Here is a 24,878-nt window from a genome sequence, read left to right on the forward strand (position 1 = left end):
AAGGTGTAAGGAGGCGACGTCCGGTCAGAGAGACCGAACTTCCCGCATGGACCACTAGTCAGAGCTATAAAGGCGCTGATGGGCGTTTGAGGCCGCGCCCTTCGGGGCTTCCAGGGCTTCCCGATCTCGGCGTTGGCTTCCCTCGGCGGGACAACCAGCCCGACTTCGGAAAGCCGCCTTGACCTCGGAAAGCCCTGGAGGCCAGAGGCGGCTCGGGATTGTTAGAGGTGCCCTTTAGATGGCTTCCAGATACTCGACGATCAATTGCACCGACTGACGTCCACGAAACTCATTGACGTCAAGTCGGTAGGCGAGCCTAACGCGTTGCGCGCTCTCGTTGGGCCAAAGCTCCGGGTCAATATTGAATGCGATGGCGTCCACCAGGTGTTGGCCCTGAGCGTCCAGTGCCAGCGTCATTTTCAGATGCTTCTCGCCCACCAGCCTTTGCTGAGCCAGCCCGAATTCGCCATCGAACAAGGGCTCGGGAAAGTGTTGGCCCCAGGGGCCGGCCTGACGCAAGAGCGCGGCCAGTTCGAGGTTGACCTCATCGGGCGTCAGGTGACCGTCGCTGATTAACACCGGCTGCAGGTCCTCCGGCTGAAGCTGACGCCTGACCTCTTGATCAAACGCCTTGTGAAAATCATCGAAGTGTTCCCGAGCCAGGGTCATACCGGCCGCCATGGCGTGGCCGCCGAACTTGTTGAGCAAGTGAGGGTGCCGAGCGGCGACGGCATCCAGGGCGTCGCGAATATGCAGGCCTGGAATGGAGCGCGCCGAGCCCTTGATCTCCCCTTCCCCGGAATCAGCAAAGACAATCACCGGCCGGTGCAGGCGGTCCTTGATGCGCGAGGCGAGAATGCCGATCACCCCTTGGTGCCAGTTGCCGTCATACAGGCACAAGCCCCAGGGGAGCCCTTCTTCATCTTCTTGCAGTTCAAGCTTGCCCAGCATCGTCAGGGCTTCTTTCTGCATACCGCTCTCAATCGCCTTGCGGTCGCGGTTCAGCTCATCCAGCGCCAGCGCCATTTCCCGGGCGAGGGAGTCGCTGTCACACATCAGGCACTGAATGCCCAGGGAGATATCATCCAGCCGCCCCGCCGCGTTCAAGCGCGGGCCAATGGCAAAGCCCAGGTCGCTCGCTACCAGTCGGTGCATTTGTCGACCGGCCACATCCAGCAAAGCGATAATGCCCGGCCGAGCAACGCCGGCGCGAATGCGCTGCAACCCCTGGGAGACCAGGATGCGATTGTTGTGATCCAACGGCACCACGTCGGCCACCGTCCCGAGCGCCACCAGGTCGAGATAGCTGGCCATATTGGGCTCGGCCCGGCCTTCGCTGAACCAGCCCCTTTGGCGCAGCTCCGCCCGAAGCGCGTTCATGACATAAAAGATCACGCCCACGCCGGCCAGGTTTTTACTGGGAAATGAACAGCCCGGTTGATTGGGGTTAACGATGGCTTCCGCCGGAGGCAGTTCGCTCCCCGGCAAGTGGTGGTCGGTAACCACCACGGCGATGCCCATTTCCTGGGCTGCCTTTACCCCTTCCACGCTGGAAATGCCGTTGTCCACGGTCACAATCACGTCCGGGGCCATGGCCGCCGCGACTTCGACAATTTCCGGGGTCAGGCCGTAGCCGTATTCAAAACGATTGGGAACGAGAAAATCCACGGACGAGAGGCCCATCGCTTGCAGCGCCAGCACCGCCAACGCCGAGCTGGTGGCACCGTCGGCATCGAAGTCGCCCACAATCAAGACATTGGCTTGCGCTTCCACGGCGTCCGCCAACAGCGCCACCGCCTCGTCCAGGCCTTTGAAGGTGGGTTTGTGCAGCAGCTGAAGCTTGTGCTCCAGCTCTTCCGAGCGGGACACGCCGCGCAGGCGGTAAAGACGGTCCAGCAGCGGGGGCAAATGCCCCGCCAGCGGCGTCTCCGGCGCTTGTTCGGGCGGCGTGCGGCGGAGAATGGTTTTTTGCATCAGGCTTTCAGATTTTTAGCGATAAAGGACTGCACGGTGCCGATATTATTATCCAACACATCGTAACGTTCTTCCCGCTGGAACAAATCGGCCATGTGAGTCGGCAGCGCCGGATCACTCTCCTGCCCCGCCTTGCGCACCGCTTCCGGAAACTTCGCCGGATGGGCGGTGGCGAGGCAAACCATCGGAATATCCTGCCGCCGGCGTGTTTCCCGAGCGGCTTTCAGACCAATGGCGGTGTGCGGGTCCAACAAGTACTCAGTGCGAGCAAACACATCGCGAATCACTTCCAGCGTGGTAGCGTCATCCACCTTGTGGCTGCTGAACAGTGCTTTGGCTTTGCTCAGCGCCGACTCGTCCAAATGCATGGCGCCGGATTTGAAGTCTTCCATCAGGCCGCGAATCTTGTCACCGTCCCGATCGTACAAGTCGAACAGCATCCGCTCGAAATTGCTGGACACCATAATGTCCATACTGGGCGATAGGGTATGATGCAAGGACTGCTTGCTGTGGTCATTGTCACTGAGGCAGCGGTGCAGAATATCGTTGCTGTTGGTGGCGATCACCAACTGGTCGATGGGCAGGCCCATGCGCTTGGCCAGATAGCCCGCAAAAATATCCCCGAAGTTTCCGGTGGGCACGGAGAAGGAGACCGGCCGGCCGGGCGCGCCCAGGGCCAATCCGGCATAAAAGTAGTAAACGATCTGGGCCATAATGCGCGCCCAGTTGATCGAGTTCACCGCCACCAGCTGCCGATCTTCCGGTAGGAAGGACTGGTCGCCAAAGCTGGCTTTCACCATGTTCTGGCAATCGTCGAAGTTACCTTCCAGCGCGATGTTATGCACGTTGTCTTCCAGCACGGTGGTCATCTGCCGGCGCTGTACTTCCGACACCCGCTGGTAGGGGTGCAGGATGTAAATATCGATGTTGTCACAACGGCGGCAGCCTTCAATGGCGGCGGAGCCGGTATCCCCGGAGGTCGCGCCCATCACGACGACTTTCTGGTTGCGCTTTTTCAGCAGGTGGTCGAGCAGGTGCCCGAGGAACTGCAGGGCAAAGTCTTTAAACGCCAACGTGGGGCCCTGAAACAATTCCAGGATCCACTCGTTGTGGTCGGTTTGCACCAGGGGCGCAATCGCGTCATGGCGAAAGGTACTATAGGCTTCGGTGATGATCTGTTTGAGCTCTTCGTCGGACACGGCGCCCGAGACGAACGGGGCCATGATTTTGAAGGCGAGCTCTTCGTAGCTCAAACCGGCCCAGGAGGCGATTTCTTCCTGGCTGAATTCGGGTAGGGTTTCGGGTACGTACAAACCACCGTCCGGTGCCAGACCGGTCAGTACCACATCTTCAAAGTTAAGGGCGGGGGCTTGGCCCCGAGTGCTGATATATTTCACGACGTTATACCTATCACATGGTTTGGCCAAACGACACCATAAGGACCCTGAAGTGTTCTAAATCCGGTCCGGTTTGGGGTGAGGTGTTCCAAGACACGCTGCAAGTACGGTCCTACGCGCTCCCGGCGCTTACGGACACTTCCCACATCCATGTGGGTCGTCCCTGTAGCTCGATAACACGTGTCCCGCGGTTAACGGTCTTGGAACACCTCACCCCAAACCGGCCCTCAGTGCGGTAGGACCTTCTTTCTAAGGGCTTACGTAAGCAGATCGCTTTGGAGAAGCTCTGCCCGGAGTGGACCGGATTAAGATTCCAATTTTTCCGGTCAACCTTACTTCAATGGCTCTACCCGAATCCGGGTAATCGGACCGGTGATGGAACTCAGGGACTCGATCTTGATGATCGCCTCCACCAACTGTTTTTCCACCGCCCGGTTGGTCAGCAGAATCAGTGGAACGATTTCTTCCTCGTCCGCCGCTTCCTTCTGAATCAACGCTTCGATACTGATGCCCGAATCGCTCAGAATCTGCGCGACCTGGGACAGTACGCCCGGCTTATCCAAAGCGGACATACGCAAGTAGTAAGCCGTTTCAATTTCTTCAATCGGGACAATTTCCAGTTCACTGCGCAGCTGCTCCTGCTGGAAGCCCAGGTAGGGTACGCGGTGCTCCGGGGCGGCAGTCAGGGTACGAGCCACGTCCATGATGTCCGCCAGCACGGCGGAGGCCGTGGGTTCGGCGCCGGCGCCCGCGCCGTAGTACAGGGTCGGGCCAACCGCGTCGCCCTTGACCAAAACCGCGTTCATAACGCCGTCGACGTTGGCGATCAGGCGCTTTTGCGGAATCAATGTCGGGTGGACGCGCAGCTCGATACCTTTGGGGCCGCGCTGGGCAATACCCAGGTGTTTAATGCGGTAACCGAGCTCCTGGGCGTACCTGACATCCTGGGGCGCAATACGGCTGATGCCTTCGGTGAAGACTTTGTCGAACTGCAGCGGAATACCAAAGGCAATAGAAGCCAGGATCACCAGCTTGTGAGCCGCGTCGATGCCTTCGACGTCGAAGGTCGGGTCGGCTTCGGCGTAGCCCAGCTCCTGAGCTTCTTCCAAGACTTCCGAGAAACCCCGGCCCTTGTCCCGCATTTCGGTCAGGATAAAGTTGCCGGTGCCGTTGATGATGCCGGCCAGCCACTCGATTTTGTTGGCCGCCAAGCCTTCACGGATGGCCTTGATGATGGGGATACCACCGGCCACGGCCGCTTCAAAGGCCACGGTGACGCCCTTCTTGTTGGCCGCCTCAAAAATCTCATTGCCATGCTCGGCAATCAAGGCCTTGTTGGCCGTGACCACGTGTTTGCCGTTTTCGATGGCCTTGAGAATCAGCTCCCGAGCGGTGTCGATGCCGCCGATCAGCTCGACGAGAATATCGATTTCCGGGTTGGCAGCGACTTCAAAGATATCCCGAGTGACATTGAGGTTGTCGATGTCGCAGTCGACGTCGTCGCGCCGACAGGCCACCTGCCCGATCACGATATCGCAACCGGCCCGAGCGTTGATCACTTTCGTGTTGCGCTGTAGGACATTGACCGTGCCACTGCCCACGGTGCCCACGCCACAGATACCTATTTTGACCGGTTTCAAGCTTCTCTCCCCTTGCCTTATTCGAGCTCCGCTAGAAATGAGCCCTGCTAGTAACGTGACGCCCGCCAGCGCGAAGCGCTGGCGGGCGAAAACGGCTATTCTACTGGAATGCGCGCCCCGGAGCGAGGCGCGGGCAAGCAACCTTACTGGGCCGCTTGCAAGGTGTCAATTAGCGTCAAGGCGCCCCCGAATTAAATTCCGAGGATTTCAGCCAACTGCTCCGGCGGAACGTAACCAGCCTGCATCTTACCATTCGGCAGAACCAGCGCGGGGGTGCCGCTCACGCCAAACTCACCGCCCAGGCGGTAATGTTCGGCCACGGGGTTGTTTTCGCAGGATTTGGTTTCGACGGACTGGAGGTTTTTCAGCCGATCCAGGGTTTCCTGCTGGTCTTCGGCACACCAGGCGGTTTCGAGCTTCTGGGCGGAGGGGCTGCCCACGCCGGCGCGCGGATAGGCCAAGTAGCGAATTTCAATGCCCAAATCATTGTAGCCGGGCTTGGTGCTGCCACCGTCCTGATATTCGTTCAACTGGCTGTGCAGTCGACGACAAAAGCCGCAATCCACGTCAGTAAAAACGTAGACCACCGCCTTGGTTTCCCCCTCGGGGGCGAAGGCGATGCTGTCTTTCTCGTCCAGGGAGGCGGCAAGCTGCTTGCGCTGCTCGATCATGGCTGGGTCTTCATAGCGAGCAAAGCCGCCCTTCTCCACAGCGAAGATCTCCCCGGCGATCATCAGATCCGCCTCGGGGGTCACATAGAGCACCGGACCACCGACCACACGGGCCTGATAGAGCCCATCAATGGGTGAGGGGCGGACATCGGTGAATTCGAAGTCCGGGCGGGCCTCTGAGAGGGCTTTGATGATTTTGTCTTCGGTGCTCGTTTCCTGGGCACTGACCGTCGCGGCGCCGAGAAGCGCGCAAATGCCGACTGCAAATTGTTTCAACATAGGATCAATCCTGTCATTCTGGTTTATTCGATGTTGCGTGCCGCTAACCACGGGGATGGTGCAGCGCGTGCTGCTCCTGCATCCGGGCCCGGGCCACGTGGGTGTATATCTGGGTAGTAGACAAGTCACTGTGCCCCAGCAACAACTGTACGACCCGCAAATCGGCCCCATGGTTCAACAAGTGGGTGGCGAATGCGTGGCGCAAGGTGTGCGGGGACAGAGGCTTTTCAATGCCTGCCACCAGGGCCCAATGTTTGATTCGGTGCCAAAACGTCTGGCGCGTCATCTCCCGGGCTCGCGTACTGGGGAAGAGTACTTCAATCGGCGCATTATGCAAGAGCACAGGTCTCGCTTCGCGCAGATAACGGCTGACCCAGTCCCCCGCTTCCTCTCCCAGGGGCACCAGCCGCTCTTTGCTGCCCTTGCCGGTGACTCTGACCACGCCCTGGCGCAGATTGACCTGGGTGACGGTAAGCCCTACCAGTTCGCTGACCCGCAGCCCGCAGGCGTAGAGGACTTCAAGCATGGTTCGGTCCCGAAACCCCACGGGGTCTTCGAGGTCGGGGGCGGCCAGCAGGCGTTCGACGTCGCTTTCGGTGAGGGATTTGGGCAGGGGTTTGGGCAGTTTGGGGTTGTCGACCAGGGCCAGCGGGTTTTCTTTGAGGCGCCCTTCTCTGATTTGGTATTGGTAGAACCCGCGAGCGCAAGAGAGAAACCGGGCGGTGGAGCGGCTGGAGTAGTTTTTTTTGTGGCGATGGGCCAGGTAGTCATAGACGCTGATGGCGTCGGCGGACATCAGTCCCTTGCCCACGCTGTCGTGCAGCCAGAGCGCGAAGGCTTCGAGGTCGCGCCGGTAGGAGTTGAGGGTGTTTTCGCTCAACCCTTTTTCCATCCAGATGGCGTCGAGGTATTGCTCGAGGGTTTGGGTTTCTTGGGCGGATAAGGTCACGGGCATCAGGAGTTGTCGCTTTTTAATGGCAACGAGGATAGCACAGGGGAAGCTTCTAGTCCGGCCGTGAGTGGGGTAGACCATGGCGAGACCCGCCGAAAACCCATCCATGGGGGCTTCTCATCGGCATCCATGCCTCAGAGAGTCTCGAAGGGGTATACCTCACACACGGCCTCAGTGCCAGTAGTTAATTCTTCCCGTTACTCCATTCCCGCGTAGCGTAGGTAAGGCGGTAGCCGCCACCTACGAAAAAAAAACGTGATGGAGGAATGGGTTATGGGGAAATGGTAGGTGGCGGGCTGACGCCCTTACCAACCCTACACATTTTGTGGAGGAGGCTATCTCTACGGTGGTTACGCTACTACTGCGGAGGGTGGGCATATCCCTGCGAGACTCTCTGAGGCATGGATGCCGATGAGAAGCCCCCATGGATGGGTTCACGGCGGGTCTCGCAGGGATATGCCCACTCGGAGCACTCGACTACGAAGCCCCTCGCCACAAACTCTCTTTCAAACAGACATAAAAAAACCGAAGCACAAGGCTCCGGTTTTTTGGCTCGGGTAAAAGCGTATCCCTTAGGACAGCTTTTCCTTGATACGAGCCGCCTTACCAGTGAGGTCGCGCAAGTAGTACAGCTTGGCCTGGCGCACATCACCCTTACGCTTGACCTGAATGCTGTCAACCTGACGGCTGTGAGTCTGGAAAGTACGCTCAACGCCCACACCGTGGGAAACCTTACGTACAGTAAACGCCGAGTTCACACCGCGGTTGCGCTTACCGATCACCACACCCTCAAACGCCTGCAGACGCTCGCGGTTACCTTCGGTGACCTTAACCTGTACCACAACAGTATCGCCCGGGGCGAACTCGGGTACGTCTTGTTTCATTTGCTCGGCTTCGAGCTCCTGAATGATCTTGTTAGTCATGCCTGTTCTCCTGATGAGACTCTGTAGCTTCACAGCTAGAGTGTTTCGATTCAAGGTCCCGACGAAAGTCCGTCAACAGCGATTGCTGTTCCTCGTTCAAGTCTATTGCTTGCAGTAAATCTGGCCGTTTCTGCCAGGTCCGCCCCAGCGCCTGTTTAAGGCGCCAGCGCCGAATTCTCGCGTGGTCTCCGGATTTTAATACCTCCGGAACCTCCCGCCCCTCAAACACTTCCGGGCGGGTATAGTGCGGGCAGTCCAGCAACCCTTCGGTGAAGGAATCCTGCTCCGCGGACTGAGCGTGCCCAAGGGCGCCCGGTATCAACCGGGTGATCGCATCGATCAACACCATCGCCGGCAGCTCGCCGCCGCTCAGTACGTAATCTCCTATCGACCACTCCTGGTCAATGACGGTCTCCAGCAACCGCTCATCAATCCCTTCATACCGGCCGGCCACCAGCACCATGGGGCCTATCTCAGCCAGCGTCTCTACTCCCTGCTGGGTCAGAGGCCGCCCTTGAGGCGACAAATAAATAACGGGGGCCTTGGCACCCGTCCAGCCCTTGGCCGTTTCGATGGCATCGCGCAGAGGCTCCACCATCATTACCATGCCGGGCCCGCCGCCGTAGGGGCGGTCGTCTACCGTGCGGTGCTTGTCTTTGGTGAAATCCCGTGGATTCCAGCACCGCACCTCAATTAGCCCCTGCTTCACCGCCCGGCCGGTGACGCCGTAAGCCGTGACCGCTTCGAGCATTTCGGGAAACAAACTGACGACGGCCAGCTTAACCGGGCTGTCGCTCATCGGGCCCTCAAATCTTTGGGGTTCATGATGTTGAATCCCGTTAGAAGTCCGGGTCCCATTCCACCTCGATGCGTTCGGCGGCGAGGTCGACTGTGCGGACATAATGCTCCGGCACATAGGGAACCAAACGTTCGTTCTGATCGATGCTCTCGGCATCGCCGCGCACCACCAGTACATCGTTGGCACCGGTTTCCATCAGGCGCGCTACACGCCCCAAGTCCAACGTTTTACCGTCCCAATGGCTAATGACCCTCAGGCCCTGCAACTGGTGCCAGTAATAGTCGTCGCCCTCCAGCTCGGGAAGCTGTTGCCTTTCGACCGCGATGGTGATGCCCGTGTATTGGGCCGCCAGATCGCGGTCGTCGACGCCCTTGATATGGGCGACGAACCCTTTGCCGTGCGGCCGACTCGCGTCAATCTCCACCGTTTTCACCCCACGAGCTGTTTTCAGCCACCAGGGTCCGTAGTCGAACAAGTTCGCCTGCGGCTCGGTGAAGGAGTGGATTTTCACCCACCCCTGAATGCCAAATACGGCCGTTATCCGCCCGACATCTATCAGGTTTGACCCTTTCTTTCGGGAGTCGGACTCGGCCATATTCTGCAAACGGACCGGTTTAGGCCGCCGCTTGTTTCTTCTGCTCTTTCAGCAGACCGGCAACGCGCTCGCTCAGCTGAGCGCCCTGGTTTACCCAGTACTCAATGCGCTCATTGTCGATGCGCAAACGCTCTTCCTGGCCCCGGGCAACCGGGTTAAAGAAGCCAACGCGCTCGATGTAACGGCCGTTACGTGCGCTGCGGCTGTCGGTTACGTTCAGGTGGTAAAACGGACGTTTTTTGGAGCCGCCACGTGACAGACGAATAGTTACCATTGAGGATTTTCCTGTAATTTCCAATTGGGGCCGGCACTTACCGACACCCGGTGAAAAGACGCAATCGCACAGCGGGTGCGAAAGGCGCGGTATTTTAAGGGAAAGATCTGCCTTTGTATAGGGTGCTGGAGCAATTGGCGGACCACACCCACGCGGCCCGCCGGTGAGCGGGGTTATTCGGTCATGTCCCGGTAGCGGTTGGGCAGGTCGAGATCCACCGCCTGAGCTACCCCGGGCAGCCGAACGGAGTGGCTGTCGAGCTCAATTTGCTGCTCGTCAATCATGCCCTCACCAAAGTGATAGAGGGTGTTAAATTGACCCTTGGTGGCGTTCTGGTCATACTCGGCGGCGTTGGCTCGGGCCTGCTCCCGGCGCTGGGTGTAGGCCTCGAATGCGTCGCTGCCGTACCGCCGCCGTAGCATGGTCTCCACCACTCGCGGGGCCAGCACACTGGCGGTGGCATTGTTGCCGCCAAAGCCCTTGGAATTCAGAAAAGCCACATCCAGCGGCTTGTCCCGGCGGTCCAAGTCCGTGAGCGGGATGCGCAGGCGCTCGGCGAACACGTCATCCGCTACCCGATCAATAGTCTTAATGCCCGGCACAAAGCCGTATTTGAACACGCCCAGCGTATTGATCAGCTGCTCCCCGCTGGCCGCGGAGAGGGAGTGCCCCACGTAGGCTTTCACCGCCGTTACCGGCCAGTCGGTGATGCCGAACACCTCGGCCACCCGGTGGAATATTTCCGATTCAGTCACCCGGTTCTGAGGCGTGCTGGAACCGTGGGCCTGAACGAAAGAACGTTCGCGAACCGCCTCTTCCCCCAAAATGGCGCGAGCCGAAGCCACCGCCTTGGCCATGGTGATGTAGTTTCCCGGCCCGGGTGCAGAAATCGATTTCTTGAAGCCATCGGCATTGATAAAGACGTCATTGACCGCGCCGTGAATGTCCGCGCCCAACTCCACTGCCAACGCATCGTCCATCAGCACGATGTATTGACTCGCCTCGGCAATGGTAAAACCACAGTTCTCACCAAATGGCCGACTGGAACGCCGGGGGTCGGACTGGTCCGACCCGTCGATTTTCTTGAGCTTGTCCTCCTGCGCCAGGGCGCCCATGGTGGCGTAGCCATCAATCACCTCGGGGAGGATGGGCGCTTCGGCGTTACCCACCACGGCCACCCGACAGCGGCCGGCGGTAATGTCCTCCACCGCCGCGCGCAGATTGTACAAAAAGGAGGCGCAAGCCCCGGCAATCGCGCCGGTTTGGCCGACACTGCCAATAATATAGGCATTTACGAAATCGGCGGGCATACTGTTCAGCCCTAGCGGGCACTGCTTAGTGGTAACCCGCCCTCCTTTGAGTCGGGCCTGCATCAAACCGCCCATACCGGCCTCGTCGAGCTGGCTCATGACGTTGCTGGCGTACACACTGACCTGATCCGGCCGCACCGCCCGGGAGATTTCCGGCCAGGGAATGCCGATGGACTGCACCGCATCGGAGGCACCGATTACGGTCATTTGCAGCGCGCGGGGATGAAAGCGGGAGTTGTACAGCGAACCGGGGTTGAACCCCTTGGGCAATTGGCCGGCGGATTTGACCGGCAGCTCGCGAACGCTGTCCCATTTTACCTGTACCGAACCGGGCAACGTTACCCGCACCTTGCGCCCCTCCCGCTCATCAAGGGTCCAATCCGAGGGCACTGGGTCCGGAAGCTCGCGCCACTCAAGCTCAAAACTGAGCGGCTCGCCACCGTTGGAGATTTCGGCATTTTTTTGCCAGTGGGCGGCGTCGACGTCGAACAGCTCGGAGTCGATACGGCGAATCAAGGTACCCTCAATGATCGCCGGGCCGAATTGACGCTCAATGTCGGCAAGGTCATAGGGCCGGTCATCGGCGTCCCGGTAGGCGCCGTCTTCAAAACTGACCAATCCCATCAGCACCGCCAAACCCACCAGCGTTTCCTGCCGGTGCTCGGCGGGCAAGCTCTCCAGAATCATACGCCGGTAGGCGTGATGACCCGAGCTTCGGCCGGCGGCATTAAAGCCGCCAAAGCCCACAATAACCGGCAGTGATGACATAGAAAACTCCCTAATAATTCAACAGCCGCCACCGAACGGCGACGGACGGACCGACCACGAATAGTCAGAGAGTGTATTGGTCTGAAGGAGGAATGTCATGGTTGTTTTAGCCAATACTTATGGTATTTTGGCCAAAAGCCCGGCTTAGGAGCCTACTATGCCTCAAGTGCCCGGCGGCCCCATCCGGATCGCCTTCCTACTGAGCGACAATATGCTCGCCACCAGCGCCACGCTACCCATGGAGATGCTGCTCACGGCGGAGAGCGCCAGCCTGAGAGACCGAGGCCTGCACCGCAACCGTCTGCGCCTGAACACCGTTTCCGCTCTGGGTGAACCCGCCACCACCCGCTCGGGGCTGCGCTGGACACCGGATTACGCGCTGGCCGATGCGCCCACACCGGACCTGGTGTACGTGCCCGGCTTCTGGCGCAACCCCCGACCGGTAATCCGGCGCCAGCCGGAAGTACTGGAATGGCTCCGGGGGCAATACCAAAACGGTGCGCTGATCAGCGCCGTGGGTACCGGCTGCTGCTTTCTCGCCGAAGCCGGTCTGCTGTCCGGCAAAGCCGCCACCACCCATTGGCATTATTTCGACCAGTTTCAGCGGGATTATCCGGACGTGCAACTCAAACGCCAGTACTTCATCACTCAGGCGGGCAACCTCTACTGTGCCGCCAGCGTTAACTCCCTGGCGGATCTGACCGTACACTTTATTCAGCGACTCTACAGCAAGGCCATCGCCAGCCATGTGGAACGGCATTTCTCTCACGAAATCCGCCGTTCCTATGAAAGCAGCGGCTACTTCGAGCAGGCCCACAGCCGTCACCCGGATGAAGACATTGTGCAGGTTCAGCTCTGGCTACAGGACAACTACCCCAAGACCATTTCACTGGCGCAAGTCGCCCAGCGTTTCGGGTTGAGCTCCCGAACACTGAACCGCCGCTTTAAGGCCGCCACGGGCCAGACGCCCCTGGAATACTTACAGGAAATTCGAATCAACAACGCCCGGGACTTGTTAAAAACCAGCAACCTTACGATTGGGGAAATCGCCGATAAGGTGGGCTACCAAGATACGGGCTACTTTACCACGCTGTTTAAAAAACAGTTGGCCACCACACCCCGGGAATATCGGGCCACGGTGCGGGCGAAATTGTTCAGCGCGGAATAGCGCTCACGAAAAAGCCGGAGGCTAAGCTCCGGCTTCTCAAGGGCGTAAGGTAACGGATTAGCGCACGAGTTTAAGCCGCCTTGGTTTCGCTATTACCCGTTTCACTTTTGTTGTCCTGAGAAACGCTTTTAACCTCATCCTTGCGGTTCTCAACCTGGCCCTGGCCATCGTTAATCTGGATAGTGCGGGGCTTCATTGCATCGGGAATTTCCCGCTTCAGCTCGATGTGCAGCAAGCCGTTTTCAAAGTTGGCTGACTTGACCTCCACATGGTCCGCCAGTTGGAAACGACGCTCGAAGTTGCGAGCGGCAATCCCCTGATGCAGATAGGTGCGCTCTTCCTTTTCCGGTTCCTTGTTGGCGGAAACGGTTAGGTGGTTCTGATTGACCTCAATGTTCAGCTCGGAGCGGTCAAAGCCGGCCACGGCCATGGTAATTCGGTACTCATCCTCTCCGGTCAGTTCAATGTTGTACGGAGGGTAACTGGGCTGGTTCTGCTCGGTGCGACTCAGGCTGTCGAGTAGGCTGGCCATGCGATCGAAACCGATAGCGGAACGGTACAGGGGAGCAAAATCTAAGCTACGCATAATAATATCCTCACTTCAGAGCAATATTGGTGGTGACTTATCACAATGATCAAGTCGGTTCAGTTGACTGCCACCGTACCCCGGCGACGCATGCCGCCTATCGGCCGGTGGCCGAACCCCCCTCTTGAGCGGGTTCAATTAAAAAATAGGGGCAGTCAACCGCTTTTCAAGGCTCTGAGTGAAAATATTCTAAAGGCCTAGTGCTTTCTCAAAATGTTCTCCAGCGCCACGCCCAAATCTGGAAAACGATGCTGAAAGTCCGTTTCAATAGCCACTTCCGGGAGCACCCGCTGGCTGGCCAACAGCAGCTCGTCCGCCATGTCCGCCATCAAGGTTCGCAACACAAAAGGCGGCACTGGGAAAATCGCCGGGCGGTGCAACACCCGGGCAAGGGTGCGGGTGAATTGCCGGTTGGTGACCGGGTTGGGGGCAGTGCCGTTCACCGGCCCGGAGAGGGTCTCCGAATCCAGGCAGTGGAGAATCAGCGCGACGATGTCGTCCCGGTGGATCCAAGACATCCATTGCCGGCCCGAGCCCAGCCGACCACCAAGCCCGAGTTTGAAAGGCAACAGCATGGGTTGCAGAGCACCTCCATCTTGTCCCAATACGATACCGGTGCGAAGCCGGCAAACCCGGGTCCCATGGTCGGAAAACCGTTCGGCGACGGCCTCCCAATCCCGGCACAACTGGGCGGCAAAGCCGCTGCCCGAGCCATTGGTTTCCGTCAGAGGGGTATCACCCCCATCCCCGTAAAAGCCAATGGCACTGCCGCTCACCATGCGCTGGGGAAAGGAACCACGCGATTGGAAATGCTCCAGCAGGGCCTCGGTGGTGCCAATGCGGCTACGCCGAAATTCCTCCTTGCGCCGTTCATTCCAGCGACCCGCCGCCAATGGCTCCCCGGCCAGGTTAATAACCGTGTCAACGGGTTTGTCGGGCAACTGTTTGAGCTCCGTCACCAGGCTGACGCCGGTACCGAGCGTCTTGGCGGCCCGGATCGTATCGCGGGTCAACACCGTGAGCCGATCACCCCGTTCCTGTAAGGCTTGGCACAAGGGCACGCCAATAAAGCCGGTACCACCGGTAAGCAGAATCTCGCGCGGGTGATTGTCTGTGGTCATAGAAACCGTCTCCAACCTTGGTGGATGAATGGACATTGCCTCCCGTGGGGAGTTCATTGAGAGCGTCACATACCTTTACTGGTATGGTGCCACTTCAGATCACCCTCCCCTCTGGACTACAATAACAATAACACTTACAAGGGAGACGTCTATGCCCGGATACACCACCATCCTGGTAGCGTTGGATTTGTCACAAGATTCAACCGTTGTCATCGAAGCCGCCCGAAAGCTGACTGACAACGAATACCACCTGCACTTGGTTCATGTGGCGGAACATCCGGTCACCGCCCTGGGCAGCAGCACCGGTAAAAACCACCGCCACGGCGAACAAGAAGTTCGCCAGGAAGTTTACCCCCAAATCCATGAGTACACCCAGGGCCTGGCCGTGACACCGGATCACATTCACATTCTGTTCGGCGACCCTCCCACGGAAATCCACTACCTGGCCGAAAAGCTGGGAGCGGATGTCATTGTCGTCGGCAGCCACGGGGAAAAAGGTTTGAAGCGACTGCTGGGCACCACCGCCACCGACATCCTCCACGGCGCCAGTTGCGACGTGCTCACCGTTCGCATCCGCGAGCCCAAATAGCGCGCATAAAAAAACCCGCGTCCCAGAAGGCCGCGGGTTTTTGTGAACCGTTCAGTGTCAGAATCAGGCGGCCGTTTTGGACTGTTCTGAGTACTTGTTCACCAAACCGTTCAGGTTCTGCAGAGATTGCAGGTGACTGAAGATAATTTCCAGCCCATCCTTCTTGAACAAGTCCAGAACTTCTTCGTCTTTCAACGCCTTGAGCTTTTCGCGATTAACGACGTAGAAGCCGGTCAGGTTAAAGCCACCGCCTTCCTGCCCGTCTTTGAGCTTAATGTTGGCTTCCATTGGCTCCAGAAGCTCCAGCTCCGACAGCTTTTTGCAGAACACATTGGTCAGCTCGGCGCGGTACTGGTAATCCTTCAGGAAATCCATCACACCCTTGAGCTCATCGGTCTGCTCCCCGGATTCAGTAAACAGGCGCTTGCCCTGGCTGCCGTCTTTGCTCCAGCCTTCGTACTGATCGTCGATGCACAGGGTAAAGTTTTCACTCTTGCCATCGTTGGCAAAGGCGAAGGGATAGCGGCGGATAAAGCCCGGTACATAGCGCAGAGTCAGGCGCTTTTTGTCATCCAGAAACAGGTTCTGCCCTTTCTTCAGGCCCATAACACCCAGGGGCACAAAGCCGCCGTCGTCCTGGGTTTTGGCGAAGATAACCGGCAGTTCGCGGGCGACGGACGCAATCTCGGTGGCCAGCAGCGGAACGGAGTTCATTTCGGCCGTAAAGGCATGATTCTCAATTTGGATGGCCCAATCGCGGTGCGTTTCACTGGAGACTGGCTGAATGTTGTTGTAGATAAGAAGTTGTTTCGACACGTGACTACCTCAGTTGTTATTCTCGAGCGCCGCACCGGGCGCCGTAAAGAAAGAAGGGCCAAATACTAGCATTTTCCCGCCGCCTGTCACCACCCACATTGAACGCCACCCCCAGCATGGGCGCATTAATTGCCCCTTGAGCCTATTCCCGCTAGTATTGACCCAAGCCCCATAGCCAGGCCGCCATAAGGAGGCACCTGCGATAATAAGCCGCTCAGGCGATTCCCTACAGGACCCCCGCATGCTCGACACCCCCCGTATTCTGCGCCCCCTGCCCGCCCTGGTTTTACTCGTGACCTGTCTGGCAGTACCCCCATTGAGTGAAGCGGCTAAAAACCGCCCCGAGAAAGCCGCCCCCACTACCGAGGCCGAGCCTCAGGGAATGGGCACCTACCGCTCGAAGCACGGCTACCGGCTGGAACTGGAGGGGACCGAGTGGCAGCACTGGGACGACGTCGACGAGCACGTCTCCCACGCGGATGTGGGCGCGGAGCGCAGGCAGGGCGCCTTCGTGACGGTGAACGCCTGTTTCGCGCAATGGCAACCAGGCCCCGAGGCCGTCAACTTCGCCCTGCTGCGAAGCATGGGGCATCAGTACCCTACCCCGGGGACCCGCGCCGAAGGTAAGCTGACCATCGAGGGCGAAACCGCCCGCGTATGGGAGTTCCTCCGCCCGCGCGAGGACCAGCCGCCCTTTCGCTTTCGCTACCATGTGATTGAGCGGGGGAGTTGTGCCCTGTTGCTCACGGTCTGGACGACGCTGGACGACGACGCTCTGGATACCATGTCGACTGAACTGGTGGAGCGGCTGCATTTCGAGCCACTGAAAGACACTGCTTCCAATGGCGCTGCCGAGGCGGCCCAAGCCTGGTTCTACAATGCGGCCGGCCTCTACTTCCACAGTGCCGAGAACTACCTTTCCGCAGCGGAGGGCTTCCGACTGGCCGCCACCCTCGACCCCGGCGACACCGCCTACATCAATAACGCCGCCTCCACCTACAACCGGTTAAACCAGTACGGTGCCGGCCTGCAGTTGCTCAAGCGGCCCGCTATTGCGGAACAGGAAGACTCCGTGGTGAAAGGCTGGCTGGGCTGGTTTGAATACCACCTGGGGAACTACGGCGAGGCCGCCGAGCACTACCGGCAAGGGTTTGAACTGGGAGAGCTCTCGGAAGATGACCTCTACGCCTATACCCAGAGCCTGATTCAACAGGGGCGGCTGGACCGCGCCACCACCGTGGTACGTCGATACGCCCCGAAAGAGCCCGGCGTGACAGCCGTCCAAGCCCTGACCGAGCTGGCCGTGGCCCGCGAGGCCTATGAGGAAGCCCTGGAGATACTCGACAAGGCCGATGCCCGAGGCGTTCGCTCCACCGCCCTGGACACCACCCGCATGGATGTACTGGGCGCCATGCGCGAGTACGAACGGGTGGTCGCCTACAGTGACGAGCTGATCGCACAGGGCCGTGGTTCCGCGCTGGTTTATAACTACCGGGGCGATGCCCAGTATCAACTCGAGCGCTACAACGAGGCCAAGGCGTCTTTTGAACAAGCACTGGTGCTTCAGCCCGGAGACACCAACACCGCCGAATACCTGCGCTACACCAACGCGCAGCTGGGCAAGGGCGATTCGGCCTCAATCAACCGGCCCATCAAACCGGTGGCTTGGCCCGAGCTCAAGGCGCCCATCAATGTGGCCGGTATCGAGAAGTATGACTCCCACTACCCGCTGACCGTCACCGCTTATCGGTACGACCCGGACAAGCCTCTCAAAACGACGCACGTACGCCATATCGCCGTGCACGACCAAGCCGGGGTTCAGCGCCACAGCACGCTGTACGCCCGGTTTAATCCGCTATCCGAGAAGCTGTATATCAATCGGCTCGACGTCTTCGATACCGAGGACCGCAAGGTCTCGGAGCTGGACCGCAGCAGCCTCTATATAGGCGATGCGTCCGATTACGATCAGGCCACGTTCGGCAAAGTCGTGCGCGCCCCGGTGGCGGGGTTGGCGCCCAACTACCGCATCGAATTCGTATACACGTTAGAGGAGCGCTCGGTCGCGGAGGAGTTTCCATTCGAGCGCCTGTACCTTTCCGGGGAGCGTCCCATCGGCCTGGCGGCGCTGTACATTGAGGGCGATCTCAAGGACCTGCTCTACAACCAGACCAACGCCCCCAAACCTCAAAAGCGGAACAACAGCCTGCTATGGGCCGTGGAAAACCCCACCCCGTCCCTCTGGGAGCCCATGCAGGTGGACGACGAGGAGTATATGGCCAGTGTGGTGCTAGTGAGTGAGAACCAATGGCGCAGCGCCGGTGAAGACTACCGCCAGCGGGTCGACGATTTGATTCTTGCCGAAAGCCCGGAGCTGGCACCATTGGTAGAGCAGCTCACCGGTGATTTGAATCCGAAAGACAGCCGGGCACGCATCGCCGCACTCGCCCGCTATGTGCAGGAAACATTGACCTATAAGGCGTTGGAGTTCGGCGTGCGCGGCTACACCCCCAACCCGCCCACGAAAATCCTGCAGGACCGCTTTGGGGACTGTAAGGATCACTCGGTCCTATTGTGGCGCCTGCTTCGCGAGGCCGGCATTCCCGCCGAACTGGCCCTGGCCAACCTGTCCGGCCCCGTTGACCCGGATATGCCCAGCATCGACCAATTCGACCACATGGTGGTCTACCTGCCCGAGTGGCGCGGCGGGAGCTTTATCGACGCCACCAACAAAGACATTGACCTGCTGGCGGTCTCGCCCGACGGGTTGGGCGGCTCCTGGACGCTGACCCTCGGTAAGAAGCCGGACCTGGTGGCCGTGCCAGCGCTCAACCGCAGTCAGGTTCGAATTCAGCGGGACTTGGAAGTACAGCCCAACGGTGACTTGGACGTGACCGAACGAGTCCACATGGGCGCCTATTTCGCCTCCACCCTGCGCAGTCACTTGAAAAACATTGAACCGCGCGAACGCCTTAACTGGGTGCAACGTTTCCTGGGGGACGGTGGGGAACCGGTAGCGGTGGAGTCACTGAGCGTTGATCACCTCTTTGCCACCGACAAGGACTTGGTACTAAACCTTCGCTACCGCGTCAGCCCCATGGGCTTCTGGAATGAGCAAAACCTGGTGTTGGATCCGGCCTACTGGGAACACTACTACCTCAGCAACCACTGGGTACATAACCGGCAAACCGACTTCGAAGTCAGCTACCCGTTGGTATTTGAAACCGAGGTGTCCTATCGAGCCCCCCACCAGGAAGCGATCCGGTTGCACAAGCAAGACCGCCGAGAGCGCCGCTCGGAATTCGGCCGGTTCGAGTCGCACTGGGATGCGGACGAGCAAAGAGCGACCCGGCAATTTCGTTTCGAAGTAGGCGCCGGACGGTTTGAGGCCGCCCAGTACGCCGACTATCAGCGCTTCACCGCCCAAGCCCTGGACGCCCTGCGCCACCCGGTCAACCTGAAGGGGCAACAGCCCTGAGCGAGGTAAAAGAGCCCTGAGCGAGGTAAGACAGCCCTGAGCGAGGCAAAAGAGCCCTGAGCGAGGTAGAACAGCCCTGAGCGGGGGAAGACAGCCCTGAGCGGGGGAAGACAGCCCTGAGTGTGAAGGAAACAACCCTTGAGCGCCGCCTCTCAATCCCGCGCGGCGCTCAGGTGTCCACACAACAACTCGGCGCCATCCAATATCCTGAAGGTGTGCCGCTGAATAAGATCCGGCGGCACAAAGAAAAGGTGATCCTCTTCCACGGCGCTCAGGCCCGGCCACTCTTTCCAGTCATCCAGCCAATCGGGGCGCTCGTTCCCCATGCCGCTGGCCACAATCGCCTGCGGATCCCGTTCGAGCACGGACTCCATATTAATTTTGGGGGCAATGGGCTCGGCATCGGCGTAGGCGTTGCGACCCCCACACAGGCGAATAACATCGCTCACCAGGTGCTCGCCGTTCAGGGTTTGCAGCGGCTGGTTCCATACCTGATACAACACCGTCACCGGCGTTCGGTCACTGTACTGACCGCGTAACGCTTCCAACCGCCCGGTGAACGCCCGCGCCGCCTCTTTGGCTTCGCCCTCGGTGCCCGCCAGCACACCGATGGCCTCCACCGAGCGGGCCACATCTTCCAACGTTCGCGGCTCGTCGACGTAAACAGTCAATCCCAACCGCTCCAACTGACGAATCAGTGTGTCGCCATTGCCGGAGCGCCATGCCAGTACCAGATCCGGTTTCAGCGCGACAATCGCCTCAACGCTCACCGCTTTGTAGCCCCCCAACTGAGGGAGCTTCTTGGCGGCCGGCGGGTAGTCACTGTAGTTCACAGCCGCCACCAGTTTGTCGCCCGCGCCGGCGCTATAGGCGTTCTCCACAATGTGCGGCGCCAGGGCCACGATTCGCTCGGCGGGCTTCTCCAGTGCGACGGTCTCGCCTCGAAAATCCGTCACCTGAACCTCGGCCCGGGCCGCCTGAACAAAGATGGCAACACACCAAACAGCCAGCACTCCGCCAAGCACCCGTTTTTGCACTCTATTTCCGGTCATTGTTCGCTCTCATTCGTTGCCTTCATTACTATTGTTTAGCGACCGCCAATGCCTCGGCAAGACGAGCACCACCGTCGGGGGGCAAACCGCAGCGCAGCCAGGCAGCCCCTTGTTCGGCGTCCGCCCCCAAACGCAGCCACAGCCGCTGGTTTGCCAAGTGTTCATGCAAGCCATGCAGAACGGAGCCAGGCCCTCGCAGAGTCACAAACAAACCGCCGTTTGCCACGGTCACCTCGGGCAAACGCCGGGCAAGATAATCCCGCCAAAGCGCCTCCAGCTCGCGCGACGCTCGGCCCAGCCGCTCTCGTTGCCCCTGTTGCCAAGGGGTATCCGACAGGGCGCCGGCGCCCACCCACTGCGCAAGATGGGACACCCCCCAGGGCATAAGCTCCGACTCAAGGGACCGCCTCACCGGATGGTGCGCTGGGCCGAGTAAAAACCCCAGCCGCAGCCCCGCAAGACCAAAAAATTTACCCACCGAGCGCAACACCCAAAGCGAGGAATGCTTATCGAGCAAAGGAACCACGCTGCACTCGGGGGTTAGATCGGCAAACGCCTCGTCCACCAACACCACGCTCTGGCTCGGCAGCTGGGTCAGCCAGCGCCGCAGAGCCTCCAACGGCAAATACTCGGCCGTGGGGTTGTTCGGGTTGATCAACACCAAATGATCCACCGAACCGGCCTCCACCAAGGCGTCGAGCCCGGCCCAATGGTGATAGGTCACCACCGTGTGGCCGGCGGCGCGCCAGGCCCGGGCGTGCTCCGCATACCCTGGCGCCGGCACGGCCACCCGTCCGGGAGGCACATAGCAAGGCAAGCGGGCGATACCGAACTGGCTACCGGGTAGCGCCAACACCCTTTCGGCGCCAACGCCGTAATAATTGGCCGCCGCTTCCGATAGCGCTCCTCCCCGCTCGGGAAGCCGCTGCCAAATCGCCATCGGCACTTCGGGTACCGGCCAGGGCCAGGGGCTGATACCGGTGGATAAATCCTCCCAGTCGCCCTCACCGACCAGGGCGCGAGCCCGTTTCAGGTCACCGCCGTGGGGCTCGTCCGTGGCGGGTGTGTGGTTCAGGTGGTTTAACATCATCCGGGCGTCCAAGGCCAGAACGCCACGCCCAGCAGCGCCGCGGACAGTAATATCAGCAGCAACGCCACGGCGCGGTAAATCAATGCCAAGGCTCGACGAAGGTCCCGCGCCTCGGGTTCGCGGGTGCCTCCAAACCAGGGTTTGTCTTTTATTTGCCCGTGGTACCAGGAGGGCCCGCCCAGGGCCACTCCCAGCGCACCCGCTCCGGCGCACATCACCGGCCCGGCGTTGGGGCTCTCGCACCGGCGAGCCTGAACAAACCAAGCCCGCGCCGCCAAGCGGGCCGCCCGCAGCCCCGGCGCCGTTGCCACGAAAGCCGCCGCCGTCAGGCGGGCCGGAAGCCAGTTAAGGCCATCGTCCACGCGCGCGGCGGCCCAACCGAAGCGCGCGAAACGTTCATTGCGGTAGCCCCACATGGCGTCCAGAGTATTGCTGAGGCGATAGAGCACAACCCCCGGCAAACCCAGCGCCGCAAACCAGAACAGCGGCGCTACAATGGCATCGCAGGTATTCTCCAGCGCCGACTCCACAGCGGCGCGGCGCAAGTCCGACCAGCTGGCTTCGGTGCAATCCCGGCTGACCACTTGCCCGACCGCCGCGCGGGCGGCCTCAAGCTCTCCCTGAGCAAAGGCCAGACGTATCACCCGCATGTGGTCGACCAAGCTGCGCCAGCCCAACGCCCAATAAAGCCCGAAGGCGGATAGCCCGGTGTAGAGCCATACCCCGGGGGCGCCCAGGGGGATCAGTCGCATCCTCACCCAGAATGCCAGAGCCACCAGTGGCAACACGGCGATGACCCACGCCAACGCCCCGAAAACACGCCCGGCTTTTCCGGCTCGATTCAATACCGTTTCCAACCCGCTCGCACAGCGGCCAAAGCCCACCAGCGGATGCCAGCGCCGGGGCTCACCCAGGCGGTAATCCAACAGGCAGCCCAGCCATAGGGCCAGCAACGTCATCAAGCTCATGGGTGTCCCGTTAGCAAAGCGATGGCCCAAAACCAGAGCAGCAGAGTTTCCGCCAGCTCTACCTGACCACCGAGAGTATCCCCGGTGTAGCCACCGATCTGCCCCACCCACAGGCGCCGCCAAAACCATACCAGCAGCACCAACCATCCCAGGCTGATGGCCGTGGGCCAGGCCGGCCCTATCCAAAGCGCCGCCGCGATGGAGAGCAGCAGCGCCACCCAAACCGATAGCGGTGTGGTCTCAAGGTTCAAGCCGGCCGCCAGGCCTTCGGAGCGGGCATAGCGCGTCGCGATCAGTATCGGCAGCAGCGCCGCCCTCGGCAGCGCCAGAAGCACACACCAGTAAAGCGGGGAGGCGACCAGGGCCGAGCCCATCAGCACCTCCAGCGCCAACCACTTGGCCAGCAGCACCAGTACCAACATCACCACGGCCATGGCGCCGGTGGCGGGGTCGCGCATGACCGACAATATACGGTCCTTCCGCTCCAGCGAATCGGCGCAGCGGTGCCCGGCAAAGTAGCCATCCACCGCATCCGCCAGCCCGTCCAGATGCAGGGCGCCGGTCATCGCCACCCACAGCAGAAGAACCACAAACGCGGTCAGTCCCGAGGGCAAGTCGCCGCACAACCAGTAAACGCCCCACAGCACCAACCCCAGAAGAGCGCCCACCAGGGGATAATAAGCCGGAGACAGGCGCTGACCCGCCTCACTCCACCGAAACGGTGGCTGCCAGGGCCAGCGGGTAAGCAGCGCCAGGGCGGTCAGCAACGCCCGGCCGTGTTCAACCGGCTTCACCGCTGACCTCACTCAACTGGCCTTCGTCCCAAGACAGGGAGACAAAATGGGCATAAGGGACCGGTTGGTCCCTCAGGGTGTTGCGCGGCAGGCCCTTGGCGCGCGTGAGCAACAACCGGATGACGCCACCGTGGGTCACCACCAGCAAGCGCTGGCCGGCCTGGCGCTGCGCCAAGTGGTCCAGCGCCGTATTCACTCGCTGGTCGAAATCGGCCAGCGGTTCGCCCTGCGGGGGCGTGTGCTGTTCGGGGTCTTCTCCCCAGAGGGCGAGGGTCGGGTCGCTGTCCCAGATATCCTGATACAGGCGCCCTTCCCAGTCGCCGAAATGCATTTCCCGCAAATCGGGTTCCAGAATGAGCGGCAGCCCCAAACGCTCGGCGGCGGTTTCGGCGAAGGCCCGGCATCGCTGGAGCGGCGAAGTCACCACAGCCGCCCAGGGCACGGGCGTCTCGGCCGCCACCCGCGCGTCCATGTTGGCCCAGCCTTCGGGAGTGAGGGCCACATCGTGGGAGCCACGGAAAATTTCACCGCCCTCGCATTGCCCGTGGCGCAATAGATCCAGGTGAGTCTCAGGCACTGCTCACCCCCGCCTCCTCAAAGGTGGCCATGCGCGAGTGCAGGGCCAAGGCGTTGCGAACCAGGGGCACCACCAGCGCCGCCCCACTGCCCTCGCCCAGACGCAAATCCAGGGAGACCAGCGGCCGGGCGTTGAGGGCCGCGAGCATTCGACGGTGGCCGGGCTCGGCGGACTCGTGGGCGAACAGCAACCAGTCCCGCACGCCGGGGTTCAGGCGTACCGCCAATAGCGCCGCCACGGTGCTGATGTAGCCGTCCACCAGGGAGGGGACGCCCTGTTGGGCGGCGGCGATATAGGCGCCGGTGAGCCCGGCAATTTCAAAACCACCAAGGCACCGGAGCAGTTCCAGCGGGTCCGGCTGGGCGGCGGCATGAAGCTTCAGAGCTCGGGCAATCAGCTCGCTTTTTCTCGCGAGCGTGGACGAGTCCACCCCCGTGCCCGGGCCCACCACCGCCGCCGCGGGCACATCCAACAGCGCCGCTTGCAGCGCGGAGGCGGCGGTGGTGTTGCCGATGCCCATTTCCCCGCCGATAAACAAATCCGTCCGGCTGACGGCTTCCCGACCGGCCGCCAGGGCCCCGTGTAATTGGGCTTCGGTCATGGCGGGCCCTTGGGTGAAATCCGCGGTGCCCGGGCCCTGAATACGGTCCCGCAGCTGGGCGTGGGCCGGTGCTTCGGCCACGCAACCGAGGTTGATCACTTGCAGCTCGGCGCCACAGGTTTGGGCCAGGACGCTCACGGCTGCCCCGCCCGCGCAAAAATTGGCGATCATCTGCGCCGTGACGGCCTGCGGATAGGCGGACACCCCTTGCGCGGCCACGCCGTGGTCAGCGGCGAACACACAAACCTGCACGCGATCCACGGCGGGTTTATCGAGGTTCTGCCAGCCGGCAAACCGCTCCGCCAGCCATTCGAGGTGGCCGAGCGAACCCGGCGGCTTGGTTAAGTTTTTCTGACGCTCTCGGGCGCCCTGCCGGGCCGCCTCGCTGAGGGGGGCAACTGACTCATGTAGCCAACGGCTCTGTGTGCTCACATCAGGCTTCCTTTCTCTATGGGTTCA

At 60.6% G+C, this 24,878-nt stretch carries 22 protein-coding genes; 3 read left to right on the plus strand and 19 right to left on the minus strand.

Features of this window, described 5'->3' with window-relative positions:
- Positions 1-234: 234 nt before the first annotated feature.
- The 10 genes from recJ to AAE514_RS04525 all read right to left on the minus strand — a co-directional run bounded on the left by recJ (position 235) and on the right by AAE514_RS04525 (position 11,582).
- A complete protein-coding gene (gene recJ, locus AAE514_RS04480) occupies positions 235-1,974 on the minus strand; it encodes a single-stranded-DNA-specific exonuclease RecJ (RefSeq protein WP_347330311.1) in 1,740 nt (579 codons plus the stop codon).
- Positions 1,974-3,371: a threonine synthase gene (gene thrC / locus AAE514_RS04485; protein ID WP_347330312.1), complete on the minus strand. Its 1,398-nt coding sequence runs from the start codon at positions 3,369-3,371 to the stop codon at positions 1,974-1,976. Before thrC ends, recJ begins: the two co-directional genes overlap by 1 nt.
- Positions 3,372-3,703: 332 nt before the next feature.
- Complete coding sequence (locus AAE514_RS04490) at positions 3,704-5,011, minus strand: homoserine dehydrogenase (RefSeq protein WP_347330313.1); 1,308 nt, start codon at positions 5,009-5,011, stop codon at positions 3,704-3,706.
- Between the two features lie 191 nt (positions 5,012-5,202).
- On the minus strand, positions 5,203-5,961 hold the full coding sequence (locus AAE514_RS04495) for a DsbC family protein (protein ID WP_347330314.1): 759 nt from the start codon (positions 5,959-5,961) through the stop codon (positions 5,203-5,205).
- Positions 5,962-6,004: 43 nt separating this feature from the next.
- Positions 6,005-6,916 (minus strand): site-specific tyrosine recombinase XerD, encoded by a 912-nt coding sequence (gene xerD / locus AAE514_RS04500; RefSeq protein ID WP_347330315.1) that lies wholly within the window; start codon positions 6,914-6,916, stop codon positions 6,005-6,007.
- 569 nt (positions 6,917-7,485) lie between these two features.
- Positions 7,486-7,836 carry a 50S ribosomal protein L19 gene (rplS, locus tag AAE514_RS04505; RefSeq protein ID WP_347330316.1) on the minus strand — a complete coding sequence of 117 codons (351 nt, stop codon included), beginning with the start codon at positions 7,834-7,836 and terminating at the stop codon, positions 7,486-7,488.
- The gene (gene trmD / locus AAE514_RS04510) at positions 7,829-8,635 is read right to left on the minus strand and encodes a tRNA (guanosine(37)-N1)-methyltransferase TrmD (protein WP_347330317.1); all 807 of its coding nucleotides are present in this window, start codon (positions 8,633-8,635) and stop codon (positions 7,829-7,831) included. The genes rplS and trmD overlap by 8 nt, the downstream gene beginning before the upstream one ends.
- 40 nt (positions 8,636-8,675) lie before the next feature.
- The gene (gene rimM, locus AAE514_RS04515; RefSeq protein ID WP_347330318.1) at positions 8,676-9,230 is read right to left on the minus strand and encodes a ribosome maturation factor RimM; all 555 of its coding nucleotides are present in this window, start codon (positions 9,228-9,230) and stop codon (positions 8,676-8,678) included.
- A 19-nt stretch (positions 9,231-9,249) separates the two neighbouring features.
- Entirely contained in the window at positions 9,250-9,504 is a 255-nt protein-coding gene (gene rpsP, locus AAE514_RS04520) for a 30S ribosomal protein S16 (protein WP_347330319.1), read from the minus strand.
- A 173-nt stretch (positions 9,505-9,677) separates the two neighbouring features.
- Positions 9,678-11,582, minus strand: coding sequence for a beta-ketoacyl synthase (locus tag AAE514_RS04525; RefSeq protein ID WP_347330320.1), 1,905 nt, complete (start codon positions 11,580-11,582; stop codon positions 9,678-9,680).
- 157 nt (positions 11,583-11,739) lie between these two features.
- Between AAE514_RS04525 and AAE514_RS04530 the strand changes: the two genes are divergently transcribed.
- On the plus strand, positions 11,740-12,750 hold the full coding sequence (locus AAE514_RS04530; protein WP_347330321.1) for a GlxA family transcriptional regulator: 1,011 nt from the start codon (positions 11,740-11,742) through the stop codon (positions 12,748-12,750).
- Between the two features lie 70 nt (positions 12,751-12,820).
- Here the strand turns inward: AAE514_RS04530 and AAE514_RS04535 are convergent, their stop codons facing one another.
- Both AAE514_RS04535 and AAE514_RS04540 read right to left on the minus strand, forming a co-directional pair.
- Positions 12,821-13,336, minus strand: coding sequence for an Hsp20 family protein (locus AAE514_RS04535; RefSeq protein WP_347330322.1), 516 nt, complete (start codon positions 13,334-13,336; stop codon positions 12,821-12,823).
- Positions 13,337-13,533: 197 nt separating this feature from the next.
- The gene (locus tag AAE514_RS04540; protein WP_347330323.1) at positions 13,534-14,457 is read right to left on the minus strand and encodes a TIGR01777 family oxidoreductase; all 924 of its coding nucleotides are present in this window, start codon (positions 14,455-14,457) and stop codon (positions 13,534-13,536) included.
- Between the two features lie 151 nt (positions 14,458-14,608).
- Here AAE514_RS04540 and AAE514_RS04545 point away from each other — a divergent pair, with 151 nt between their 5' ends.
- Positions 14,609-15,046 carry a universal stress protein gene (locus tag AAE514_RS04545; protein ID WP_347330324.1) on the plus strand — a complete coding sequence of 146 codons (438 nt, stop codon included), beginning with the start codon at positions 14,609-14,611 and terminating at the stop codon, positions 15,044-15,046.
- 63 nt (positions 15,047-15,109) lie between these two features.
- On the opposite strand, the gene AAE514_RS04550 is transcribed toward AAE514_RS04545, so the two are convergent.
- The gene (locus tag AAE514_RS04550; RefSeq protein WP_347330325.1) at positions 15,110-15,862 is read right to left on the minus strand and encodes a SapC family protein; all 753 of its coding nucleotides are present in this window, start codon (positions 15,860-15,862) and stop codon (positions 15,110-15,112) included.
- Positions 15,863-16,103: 241 nt separating this feature from the next.
- Here AAE514_RS04550 and AAE514_RS04555 point away from each other — a divergent pair, with 241 nt between their 5' ends.
- Positions 16,104-19,337, plus strand: a complete 3,234-nt coding sequence (locus tag AAE514_RS04555; RefSeq protein ID WP_347330326.1) for a tetratricopeptide repeat protein — start codon at positions 16,104-16,106, stop codon at positions 19,335-19,337.
- 152 nt (positions 19,338-19,489) lie between these two features.
- Here the strand turns inward: AAE514_RS04555 and AAE514_RS04560 are convergent, their stop codons facing one another.
- Genes AAE514_RS04560 through cobT form a run of 6 tightly spaced genes read right to left on the minus strand, consistent with a single transcriptional unit; the run spans position 19,490 to position 24,851 of the window.
- Positions 19,490-20,389 carry a cobalamin-binding protein gene (locus AAE514_RS04560; RefSeq protein ID WP_347330327.1) on the minus strand — a complete coding sequence of 300 codons (900 nt, stop codon included), beginning with the start codon at positions 20,387-20,389 and terminating at the stop codon, positions 19,490-19,492.
- Positions 20,390-20,417: 28 nt separating this feature from the next.
- Positions 20,418-21,479, minus strand: a complete 1,062-nt coding sequence (locus AAE514_RS04565) for a threonine-phosphate decarboxylase (protein ID WP_347330328.1) — start codon at positions 21,477-21,479, stop codon at positions 20,418-20,420.
- Positions 21,476-22,447, minus strand: coding sequence for an adenosylcobinamide-phosphate synthase CbiB (gene cbiB, locus AAE514_RS04570; protein WP_347330329.1), 972 nt, complete (start codon positions 22,445-22,447; stop codon positions 21,476-21,478). The genes AAE514_RS04565 and cbiB overlap by 4 nt, the downstream gene beginning before the upstream one ends.
- Entirely contained in the window at positions 22,444-23,241 is a 798-nt protein-coding gene (locus tag AAE514_RS04575) for an adenosylcobinamide-GDP ribazoletransferase (protein WP_347330330.1), read from the minus strand. The genes cbiB and AAE514_RS04575 overlap by 4 nt, the downstream gene beginning before the upstream one ends.
- A complete protein-coding gene (locus AAE514_RS04580) occupies positions 23,228-23,818 on the minus strand; it encodes a histidine phosphatase family protein (protein WP_347330331.1) in 591 nt (196 codons plus the stop codon). The genes AAE514_RS04575 and AAE514_RS04580 overlap by 14 nt, the downstream gene beginning before the upstream one ends.
- Complete coding sequence (gene cobT / locus AAE514_RS04585; protein WP_347330332.1) at positions 23,811-24,851, minus strand: nicotinate-nucleotide--dimethylbenzimidazole phosphoribosyltransferase; 1,041 nt, start codon at positions 24,849-24,851, stop codon at positions 23,811-23,813. Before cobT ends, AAE514_RS04580 begins: the two co-directional genes overlap by 8 nt.
- Positions 24,852-24,878: the final 27 nt, after the last annotated feature.

This window comes from Marinimicrobium locisalis (genome assembly GCF_039822625.1).
In the GTDB taxonomy this organism is placed as follows: domain Bacteria; phylum Pseudomonadota; class Gammaproteobacteria; order Pseudomonadales; family Cellvibrionaceae; genus Marinimicrobium; species Marinimicrobium locisalis.

Coding starts and splice junctions, on each gene's coding strand:
- AAE514_RS04565 (WP_347330328.1), bottom strand. CDS start 21,479: ATGATGTTAAACCACCTGAACCACACACCCGCCACGGACGAGCCCCAC.
- AAE514_RS04495 (WP_347330314.1), bottom strand. CDS start 5,961: ATGTTGAAACAATTTGCAGTCGGCATTTGCGCGCTTCTCGGCGCCGCG.
- rplS (WP_347330316.1), bottom strand. CDS start 7,836: ATGACTAACAAGATCATTCAGGAGCTCGAAGCCGAGCAAATGAAACAA.
- AAE514_RS04560 (WP_347330327.1), bottom strand. CDS start 20,389: ATGACCGGAAATAGAGTGCAAAAACGGGTGCTTGGCGGAGTGCTGGCT.
- AAE514_RS04555 (WP_347330326.1), top strand. CDS start 16,104: ATGCTCGACACCCCCCGTATTCTGCGCCCCCTGCCCGCCCTGGTTTTA.
- recJ (WP_347330311.1), bottom strand. CDS start 1,974: ATGCAAAAAACCATTCTCCGCCGCACGCCGCCCGAACAAGCGCCGGAG.
- cbiB (WP_347330329.1), bottom strand. CDS start 22,447: ATGAGCTTGATGACGTTGCTGGCCCTATGGCTGGGCTGCCTGTTGGAT.
- AAE514_RS04525 (WP_347330320.1), bottom strand. CDS start 11,582: ATGTCATCACTGCCGGTTATTGTGGGCTTTGGCGGCTTTAATGCCGCC.
- xerD (WP_347330315.1), bottom strand. CDS start 6,916: ATGCCCGTGACCTTATCCGCCCAAGAAACCCAAACCCTCGAGCAATAC.
- AAE514_RS04530 (WP_347330321.1), top strand. CDS start 11,740: ATGCCTCAAGTGCCCGGCGGCCCCATCCGGATCGCCTTCCTACTGAGC.
- AAE514_RS04540 (WP_347330323.1), bottom strand. CDS start 14,457: ATGACCACAGACAATCACCCGCGCGAGATTCTGCTTACCGGTGGTACC.
- rimM (WP_347330318.1), bottom strand. CDS start 9,230: ATGGCCGAGTCCGACTCCCGAAAGAAAGGGTCAAACCTGATAGATGTC.
- rpsP (WP_347330319.1), bottom strand. CDS start 9,504: ATGGTAACTATTCGTCTGTCACGTGGCGGCTCCAAAAAACGTCCGTTT.
- AAE514_RS04545 (WP_347330324.1), top strand. CDS start 14,609: ATGCCCGGATACACCACCATCCTGGTAGCGTTGGATTTGTCACAAGAT.
- trmD (WP_347330317.1), bottom strand. CDS start 8,635: ATGAGCGACAGCCCGGTTAAGCTGGCCGTCGTCAGTTTGTTTCCCGAA.
- AAE514_RS04535 (WP_347330322.1), bottom strand. CDS start 13,336: ATGCGTAGCTTAGATTTTGCTCCCCTGTACCGTTCCGCTATCGGTTTC.